This is a genomic window from Frankia sp. CeRuru1, from assembly GCF_977966315.1.
Genome location: NZ_CDWWEW010000224.1, coordinates 1 through 8,691 on the forward strand (window position 1 = coordinate 1; position 8,691 = coordinate 8,691).

General features: G+C 67.8%; 9 protein-coding genes and 1 pseudogene. 8 read left to right on the plus strand and 2 right to left on the minus strand.

Annotation, left to right across the window (positions count from 1 at the left end):
* On the minus strand, positions 1 to 843 hold an 843-nt coding region (locus AC08OP_RS15875), incomplete at its 3' end, for a DMT family transporter (protein WP_476614909.1).
* Between the two features lie 769 nt (positions 844 to 1,612).
* On the opposite strand from AC08OP_RS15875, the gene AC08OP_RS15880 reads away from it, so the two are divergent.
* From AC08OP_RS15880 to AC08OP_RS15905, 6 genes are all read left to right on the plus strand, one after another.
* On the plus strand, positions 1,613 to 2,161 hold the full coding sequence (locus tag AC08OP_RS15880; RefSeq protein ID WP_476614910.1) for a hypothetical protein: 549 nt from the start codon (positions 1,613 to 1,615) through the stop codon (positions 2,159 to 2,161).
* A 198-nt stretch (positions 2,162 to 2,359) separates the two neighbouring features.
* Entirely contained in the window at positions 2,360 to 2,719 is a 360-nt protein-coding gene (locus AC08OP_RS15885; protein ID WP_476614911.1) for a hypothetical protein, read from the plus strand.
* Positions 2,720 to 2,803: 84 nt separating this feature from the next.
* Positions 2,804 to 3,130, plus strand: coding sequence for a DMT family transporter (locus tag AC08OP_RS15890; RefSeq protein WP_476614912.1), 327 nt, complete (start codon positions 2,804 to 2,806; stop codon positions 3,128 to 3,130).
* Positions 3,131 to 3,285: 155 nt separating this feature from the next.
* Complete coding sequence (locus AC08OP_RS15895) at positions 3,286 to 4,215, plus strand: ParA family protein (protein ID WP_476614913.1); 930 nt, start codon at positions 3,286 to 3,288, stop codon at positions 4,213 to 4,215.
* Entirely contained in the window at positions 4,208 to 4,690 is a 483-nt protein-coding gene (locus tag AC08OP_RS15900) for a hypothetical protein (protein ID WP_476614914.1), read from the plus strand. Before AC08OP_RS15895 ends, AC08OP_RS15900 begins: the two co-directional genes overlap by 8 nt.
* 107 nt (positions 4,691 to 4,797) lie before the next feature.
* On the plus strand, positions 4,798 to 5,994 hold the full coding sequence (locus tag AC08OP_RS15905) for a PIN-like domain-containing protein (protein WP_476614915.1): 1,197 nt from the start codon (positions 4,798 to 4,800) through the stop codon (positions 5,992 to 5,994).
* A gap of 149 nt (positions 5,995 to 6,143) precedes the next feature.
* On the opposite strand, the gene AC08OP_RS15910 is transcribed toward AC08OP_RS15905, so the two are convergent.
* On the minus strand, positions 6,144 to 7,448 hold the full coding sequence (locus tag AC08OP_RS15910; RefSeq protein WP_476614916.1) for a 2OG-Fe(II) oxygenase: 1,305 nt from the start codon (positions 7,446 to 7,448) through the stop codon (positions 6,144 to 6,146).
* A gap of 204 nt (positions 7,449 to 7,652) precedes the next feature.
* Here AC08OP_RS15910 and AC08OP_RS15915 point away from each other — a divergent pair.
* Both AC08OP_RS15915 and AC08OP_RS15920 read left to right on the plus strand, forming a co-directional pair.
* A pseudogene (locus tag AC08OP_RS15915) lies at positions 7,653 to 7,724 on the plus strand (AbrB/MazE/SpoVT family DNA-binding domain-containing protein); the annotation flags it as partial.
* Positions 7,725 to 7,791: 67 nt separating this feature from the next.
* Positions 7,792 to 8,487, plus strand: coding sequence for a hypothetical protein (locus AC08OP_RS15920; protein WP_476614917.1), 696 nt, complete (start codon positions 7,792 to 7,794; stop codon positions 8,485 to 8,487).
* The last annotated feature ends 204 nt before the right edge of the window (positions 8,488 to 8,691 follow it).

An 8,691-nucleotide genomic window follows, 5' to 3' on the forward strand; every position in this document is an offset into this window, starting at 1 on the left:
GAGCAGGACGACCCCGCCCACGACCAGCAGGGCCGCCACCGTGACACCCGTGATAACCCCGGGGGTGTCCGGGGCGGGTACCCCGAAGACGAGCACGGCGAGGGCGTAGGAGACCGTCGGATTGGTGATGTTCATGGCGGTGACGGTCGGTGCGAGCGGACCCACGGCGAACGCCATCTGCCCGAGTACGAGGCTGGCTATCGTGACTCCGCCCAGGGCGTAGGCGAACCAGTGGGTCGCGGTGGTACCGATCCCCTCGTTCAGGGTCTCGTCGGTGGCCTGCTTCATCAGCAGGGCGCTCAGCGCGAAGAACAGCCCGGCGCCGACTCCGAGCATCGCCGCACGCATCGCTGGTCGCCGGCCGCGGGAGAACACCGTCAGTGTCGCCGCGAGGGCAATGATCGCGAGGATGGTCAGCACCAGCCGGTATTCGTCCAGGGGCGCATGGGCGGGGAGGCGTCCCTGGACCGTGAGGAGCAGCGCGAGGCCTACGCAGATCGATGCCGCCGCCCACCATGCTCCCCGCGCCATCCGCAGATGGGTGCGGGCCAGGCCCAGCGGGAGCGCGAACAGTAACTGGGTGACCATGAGGGGCTGCACCTCGGCGAGGGAACCAAGGTGCAGGGCGAGCGCCTGGGTGAAGAACCCGGCGACGTTCGTCAGCCAGCCCAGCAGCCACATAGGCTCGCGTGCCAGGTCGACCAGATGCCCCATCCCGGGCAGCGCGTGCGCCCGGTCGTCACGGGCGGCGAACCGGCTGCGTCCGGCGGCGCGTTGTTGCAGAGCCGCGGACGACGCGAGCAGGAACGCGGCGCACAGGGCCAGCGGGATGAAGAGCAACACGGATCGTTCGGTCCGTCAGGTGGAGCCGGCCTGCGGGGCGGCTGCCGGCGGGCGGCCGGACGCGCTGACGGGATGGCGGCCGCCCTGCGCGGGCGTACTCATCGGGCTGGGTGCCTCGCCGGGGAGCGTCGGAGACAGCAGAGACAGCAGAGACAGCGGGACCGCCGGGACCCGGTGTACGCCGCCGAGCGGCCGGTCGAGCCGCCGTGGTGCATTGCCTGGACCGCGCATGTTGGACACGATGGCCGTAATGTACCGGCCCGGGGAACCGGATGTGGTGTATCCCGGCTGGTGGGCGCCGGTGTGATCCGAGCGGGAACGTCCTGCTCGCTGGGCCTCGGCGTAGCTGTCTCACACCCCCGGTCCACGGAAGCGGGATCGCTCCAGACCGACAGGAGCGCGGCCGGTCGGCCGACCGGCCGTAAGCGTTCTACGCCCACGGCGGCAGCGACACCACCGGCGCCGTGCGCGGCGTCGAGACGATTACCGCCAGGCTGAAGTAGAAACGCCTGCGCGAGTCGTTTTCGCCTGCCATGTGGAAAAGATTTCCGTCGGCGACCGGTAGGGTCCGACACGGGTCGGGTGGACGGCCGCCTGCTTGACGTGGCATGGCGGCGATGCAATTTTTTATGACGCCCGGAACCGAATGGGACCGGTGGGACCGGTGCCGTGCGTGTCGTCAATTTCCGCCCCGGGCACGCGGTTTTCTTTCCGCTGCCCGACCCGATTCGGAGGTGCGCTTGTGCGTCACTCTCTTCGTAGGCTCGCCGTGGGATCCTGCATTGCGAGCACCGTGCTGACCGGAACGTCGCAGATCTCGGCGACCGCGGCGACCGCGGCGACCGCGGGGCCGACGGCGTCGACGGGGCCGGTACCCGCGCCCGCCCCGGGTTCCGCGGTCGCCGCCGCGGCCGGCGCGGATGGCCTGCGGGACAGGAGTTCCCCAGCCGGTACCACGAAATCCGCGCGGGTGTGTTATTTTGAGACCAGGGGCGACTACGTACACGTCTCCAGTTCCGCTCACGAGGCGTCCGGACACGGCTGGTGGGTCAACATCGACTGCGACGTCACCAGGGCGGTCGTCACCGTCCAACCGCAGGAGTACTACAGCGACGGCACGTGGCGGAACGTCGGCACGGTGGGCCGGTCGACGGTGAAGTCCGGCGGTGGCGCCGGGAACCGGGCGACCGGGCGGGGCCACTGCAGGAGTAGCAGGCTGACGGGGTGGCGTAGCGTCATCGACGTGGATCTGGTCGGCGTGCCCGACGACCCGAACAAACTCGTCACGAAGGGTCGGAACATCAGGTGCCGGCGGTAGTACACGAGGGTGACGCGGCCGGGCCCGCCGGCACCCTGTTCGTCTCCCTGTACAGCGAGCTGGCGGTGCACCCGTGAGCGGGATCCCTTCGTCGCATCCTCACGCCTCCGGCGGCCTGTGGGGGATGAACGACGCTGGGCAGGACCGGCCGGCCGTCGCCGGGGCGTCGCCGTCCCGTGCCGCCTACGGACACCCGCCGTGGGAAGTCTGTTGCAGGACGCCGGCTGGTTCGCCGACTGCGTCCCGCGGCACAGCACACGGGTGCGGGTGACGGTGGACGGTGGGCAGGACCCGGCCATCCGTTCCGCCGCCCCCGCGATGCTTGACTGGCTGCGTAAACTCGACCAGCACGTCTTCTCGGATGACTCGTTCTCCCCGGCGAACGACGACCATCCGGTGCTGGAATCCGCCGTCGTCGACGAACTGTGGCAGGGACCTGCTCGGACCGGGTTACCTTCCAGGGAGCCCTCGCCGAGTGGACGTTGGGCGCGTTGGGCTGGCTGGCCGCCTTGCTCGCCGAGGCGAGTGCCCGGCACGGGGCCGGCACCCCGCTACTGATGACCGCCACCCGATCGACGAGTCGAACGGGTTGAACTCCCTGGCCGGGGTGACCGCTATCCGGCGCGCCGATATCGTCCGGGTATGGCCATCGCCGTGCAGTTTATCGTCGCTATAGTGCTGGAGATCACTGGAACGCTGGCGCTCCGGGAGACCAGCGGGTTCACTCGACTCTGGCCGACCCTGATGGTCTGTTTCTGCTATCCACTGTCATTTTTTTTCGTGTCTCGAGTATTGCAGCATCTGGAGATCGGTTTCACTTACGCGGTGTGGTCCGCGGCCGGCACCGCGGCCATGGCCGTCATTGGCGCGGCCGTCTTCGGCGAGTCGATGAACGCGGTGAAGATCGCCTCGCTGATCCTCGTCATCGTCGGCGTGGTCGGTCTCCAGTTCGGCGGTGCCCACCGCTGACCGGCTGGTAGCGGGTTCTCCGGTTGGTCAAAGCGCAGGTAGTTATACTAAGAACCGCCATCGCGTTCCGGTGTCGGTTGTGCCTCTGTCTGAGCTGCTGGTGAGGCCGGTGCGGTGGGACGGGGTGCGCGGCGACAGGCCGAAGGGGGGGGACGGTGAAGGTCGTCTCGGTGGTGAATTACAAGGGCGGCGTCGGGAAAACCACCCTGACGGCCAACATCGGAGCCGAGATCGCTCGGCGCGGCAAGCGGGTCCTACTCGTGGATCTTGATCCGCAGGCGAGTCTGACGCTTTCGTTCTATCGCCCCGAGCAGTGGCGCGAGTACCTTCAGCCGCACCGTACGATCAAGCACTGGTTCCAGTCGTGGCGGCCGCGAGGGAAACTCCGGGACCCGTTGGAACTGGTGGACACCCCCGCGAAGGCCAACTTTTACATCGGGGCCAACGGACGCCTCGACATCATCGCGTCTGATCTGACACTGAGCGACGTTGAGGAAGATCTGGTGGTTGCCGCGCACCGGGAGATCGGTGCCCGGAGCAGCAAAGACTTACTGCGCGTGTTCGGGCGGCTGCGTGACGCGTTAACACAGATCCCGTCCGGCGACTACGAGCTCGTTTTGATCGACTGCCCACCGAGCTTTGGCATGCTGACTCGCTCGGCCATCGTCGCGAGCCAGTTCGTGGTGATCCCGGCGAAGCCGGACGAGCTTTCAACCGTGGCGATCGAACATTTTATGGACCGCTTTGATCACTTCAAGGGAGCCTACAACGGGACAGCGGAGCGAGTTCGTTCGCTGGGACCTCAGGACCGCGTTTCCGCTGTCATCCTCGGTATCGTCTTCACGATGGTCCGCTACCAGGGTAAAGGGCCGATCCTGGCCGAACAGAACTTCATCGACAGGCCCCGCGCCGGGGTACCTGCATTTGGTACCCTGATTCGGGAGAACCACAGATTCTATGCGGATGCGGCCGGAGAGAGTCTACCCCTGGTGTTGTCCGACCGCGCTCCCGAAAAAAACGTTGCGGAGATGCGTGCCCTGGTGACCGAGATAGTCCGCAGGATCGGAGAGTCCAACCGTGTCTGACTTCGCGGCTGGCCTCGCCAGCCTGGTGCTTGAACAGGTGGCGCGACTTGTCGGGCGGCTGGAACCGGCGCAGATACGTGATCTGACGGAGGGGCGGGCTCAGCTGGCCGTAATCCGTGCCTCTGGCGTAGCGGTCCAGCCGGCCGGCGTGCCGGGCGGCGCCGATGAGCTCTCGGTCGCCCCGGTGGCCGGGCCGGCCGAGGCGTTTGAGCGTCCACGTCGGCGCTCGCCCGGTGCCGACGTGGACGTGGAGGCCACGCGGACCGCCATCATGGCGATGTCCAGTCGAGACGAGGCGGCCAGGTATGTGGCGGCGATCGGGACCGTGGCCGCGTTGCGGGGCTTGGCTGGCGGGCTCGGCGTGCGGCTCGCGTCGAAGGAGCGCAAGGCCGACATCATCCGCAAGATCGTCGATTCCACGCTCGGGGTGGAGCTCACTGCCCGGGCGATGCGAGAGAGGGATACCGCGGAATGACACAGATCGGCGCGGCGGCTCCGAGCCCGCCGACGGTACAATCGCTGCGCGGATTGTTCGAAAGCTTCGAAGCATATCGCACTCCGTCGGATGACGACTTCAGCTCCGTGTTCGCGTCCGGCCTCGTGGTGCCGGACGCGAACACGCTGATTAATCTCTATCGGTACAGCTCCGAGGCACGTGACAGCCTCCTGGCGGTGCTGGCCAATCTCGGTGACCGTCTCTGGGTCCCCTATCAGGTAAAAGCCGAGTTCTGGTCGGTGCGCGACGGCGTGTTGCGCGATCCCCGGGGTACGTCGGCGCTTACCGCCGATCTGGACAAACTGCGAGCCCGGGCCGAGCAGCTGCTCAGCGAATGGGCGAAGGGCAGATCGCTCTCTCCCCAGGAGACGGAGGAGCTGCGCACCGACATAGACGCTGGATTCGACGGGGCGATAGAGCGCGTCGCGGAGTTCGATGCGGATGGTGTGCGTTACCTGGAGGACTCCGCGAGCGACCCGGTCGTGATCGCCCTCGGCCGCATCCTTGCCGGGAAGGTGGCGGAGGAGCCGGCCCCGGACGTGCTGGCGAAGCGTATCGCCGAGGGCCACCAGCGTGTTCGGGACGAGGTTCCGCCCGGCTATAAGGACAAGGGTAAGCCAGGAGACGCCCCGGTGGGGGACTACCTTGTCTGGTGCGAACTCTTGGACGAGGCGAAGACGCGCGGTTGTGACGCCCTCTTCGTGACCAGCGACGTCAAGGAGGACTGGTGGCGCCGGGTACGGGAGGCACCCCGAGGGCCGCGGCCGGAACTGGTGCGCGAGATGAGGGCGGTCACGGGCCGCATGCTTTTCATGGTGCAGCCCGACGCTCTGCTCGAACGGGCGCGGACGCTCCTTGATGTCGTCGTCTCCGAGTCGTCCCTGGAGAACGTCGAACGGGTCCAGCAGATCGAGGCACGGCTGGTCGGCGACGGCTGGACCGCCAATGCGGTGGCAGCCGTACTGGATAGGCTGTCCGGCGAGGCCCCGGTGCAGGCGAGAGTAGTGCGGCGGGCCGCCGAGCTGGGTGGATTCATCAGCCGTGCAGATGTCTACCGAATAGCGGAGTACGACGCGGAACGCAGCCTCCGTGGGTTTACCCGGCCGGTGCGACGTATCGTCCAGGTGTTCCAGGACCGGGGCCTGATTCCCGACGGAGTCGACGATCTCCTCGAGACCAGCTACGACGAGGAGACCGTCGGGCTCGCGACCGGCTTCACCGTCCCAAGGTCTGTTCTGCCGTTCGTACTCGAATGGGCGAACCCGGACGACTCGGAGGACTGAGGCGCTCCTGCTCCTCGTTGCCCTGCGAAGCGCGAGCCCGCGCATCGTCGGGGCTGTGGTCGCGTCGCGCGATCCAAAATTCTAGCATGGCCACGATGCAGACGTGCTGGTTGTGACAGCACCGCCGTTCCGGCGAGCTTGTCAAGAGCCTAGGCCGGCGAGGTCTCGGCGCGGTTCGCGAAGGCCTGCTCGCGGGGCCACACGACGACTGCTGCCCGGTGGTACCAGCGGTCGAGCGTGTTGCCCCAGTTGCCCATGTAGCCCTCGTACTCCGAGGAGTAGGGCTCGAGGTCGTCGGATCCGGTGGATGCGCACACCTCGTCCTCGCTCACGTCCAGCGAGACCTCTTCCAGCCGGGTGCCCTCCGGGCCGGTCCAGTGCGTGAGCGTGACCTCGGAGACAAGCAGCTCCTCGACCTGGTACTCGACGTCGTCCTCGCCCGAGTCGTCGTAGTCGTCCTCGTCGTAGTCGTCCTCGTCGTCCTCGTCGTAGTCGTCCCAGTACCGTCCTCCTCGGTGCCCGAGGTCTTCATTCACCTCGTAGGCGTTGTGCGTCGTCTTGACATCGGCGAGCGCGAGCACGGTTTCGTACCCCGCCCGTTCGGCCGCGGCCCGCAGCAGGGACACGCGAGCGGCGTCGGCGCCCTTCAGCCCACTCCAGCCCAGCGCGCGCGGGGTGTACTCGTGGTCGAGGAGGTAGACGAGCCGGTTCGGTGGGTCGGCCGCGCCTCTGCCGTAGCGGCTGGCCACGGGCGTGCCGAAGTGCTCGCGAAGGAAGCCGGCCAGCTCGGCGGTTGCTCCCTCGTCGCCCTCCGGCAGGGCGGTGTCCCCGCGCAGCAGGAGGTTGTAGGTGAGCGCGATCCGGTACCCCGACCGCACCGCGGCGACCTCGTGCCGGCAGTCGGCGTAAAAGGCGACCAGCGACAGGTCCGTCTTCGAGCCCCGGTAGGCCATCTTCTCGTCGAGGTGGCGCACCACGAGCTCGCCGCCGGTGTGGCTGGAGGGTAGTACCACCACCAGAGTGCCGATCATCGCGTAGTCCTTCTCGCTGTCCTGATGGGCGCGGAAGAACTGGCCCGGCTCGTACACCAGGAGCGCATGGAGGTCGGCCGTCAGCTCGGCGGCGATCGGCAGGCCCAGCTCGTCTTTTGCCGTCGTCAGAAGAACGTCGAGTGCCTTGTCGTCCCACTGGGCGTGGACGAGGTGCTTCGGGATCTCCCAGGTGTCGCGGACGCCCGGGTCGGTCAGCGTCTCCTCGCCGCGGCCGAACCGGGCGGGCTGGCCGAGGCCGAGCAGCTCGCGGGCCTGCTCGGGCCGGACTGGAAAGGCCACGGGCCCGACGCCCTCGACTTCGAGGCTCAGGTCATCCCTACTCGCTGTCAGTCCCACGCTGAACGTGGTCTCCGCGTCGCCGCGCAGCATCCTCGCCAGCCGGTCACGCGCCACGGTCGCCATTGCCCGTGCCCTCCAATATCCCCAGGAAGCGGTACCTCTCGCAGAAATCTAGAGGGCTGGGCGCACTCGACCGGTGTCGGTACCCAGTCGTCGCAGCCGTCGATCGTGCACCCCCACTGGAGGAGTATCGTACGGCGGTTGGCGACGCTCACGGCTATGGGATCAAACTAGTATCGTTCTCCTACGGAAGCTGTTGTCGATCAAGTAGGTCGGATCGTGCTGCCCAAGTTCATCCGCGAGGCGCTGGGCCTGCTCCCGGGTACGAAGGTGGACATCTCGCCTTACGGCGCTGGTGTGCAGGTTGCGAACCAGACCTGTCGGACCCATCGGGCATCGTGGCGGTATGCCCACCTCCGCTCACGAGACGCCGCTCGAGCTGCTCCGGCTCGACTCGTCCCTGCCCGACTGGGTGCAGACCGAGCTCCTCGGCGACGACGCCCCCGCCTTCGACCACGCGCGCCTGTACGACCCCAACGTCCGCCCGCACACTTTCCAGGCCGACGCGATGGTCCTGTACTGCGACCCGGACGACAGGCCGGTGCGAGGCACCGTCTACGAGGTCCAGCGTGGCCGTGACCTCCGCAAGCTGGGGTCCTGGAAGCTCTATGTCGGGCACCTGGAGGCCGAGTTCCAGGTCAAGGCCTCGCTGGTGGTGTTCACCCCGGATCCGGCGGTCGCCCGCTGGTATCGCGACCAGATCGCCGGGGACACCCGCAGCGGCGTGCGGCTGTACCCCCGGTTCTTTACTGCTGCCGACGTGCCCCTGGTCGCTGACGCGGAGCTGGCGGCGGCCCGCCCGGCGCCGGTGCTGCTCGCGGCGATCTGCCACCTCGACGATGTCAAGATCGACGTGATGTTCCCGGCGCTGCTGGCGGCGCTGGACGTGTTGGAACCAGGCAAGAAGATCTTTTATGATGACGTGACAGTGGGTCGGTTGCCCGAGGCAGCCCGGGCCCGATGGGAGGCCTTCCTCATGACGACGATCCTCGGCCGGGCGTTACCACAACGAGCGCTACAACGAGATCGACGCCCGCGCTGAGGCCCGTGGCGAGGCTCTTGGCGAGGCCCGTGGCGAGGCGAGGTCGGTGCTGCTGGTGCTGGAGAGCCGCGGCGTGCCGGTGCCTGGCGCGGTCCGCGAGCGGATTCTCGCCTGCGTCGACACCGACCAGCTGGACCTGTGGCTTCGCCGCGCGGCCATCGCGGCCACCATCGACGACGTCACCCGGGACTGGCCGCACGGGGC

What these genes read in the sequence shown, in the direction of transcription:
- AC08OP_RS15890 (WP_476614912.1), top strand. Translation starts at nt 2,804, where the DNA reads ATGGCCATCGCCGTGCAGTTTATCGTCGCTATAGTGCTGGAGATCACT.
- AC08OP_RS15910 (WP_476614916.1), bottom strand. Translation starts at nt 7,448, where the DNA reads ATGGCGACCGTGGCGCGTGACCGGCTGGCGAGGATGCTGCGCGGCGAC.
- AC08OP_RS15920 (WP_476614917.1), top strand. Translation starts at nt 7,792, where the DNA reads ATGCCCACCTCCGCTCACGAGACGCCGCTCGAGCTGCTCCGGCTCGAC.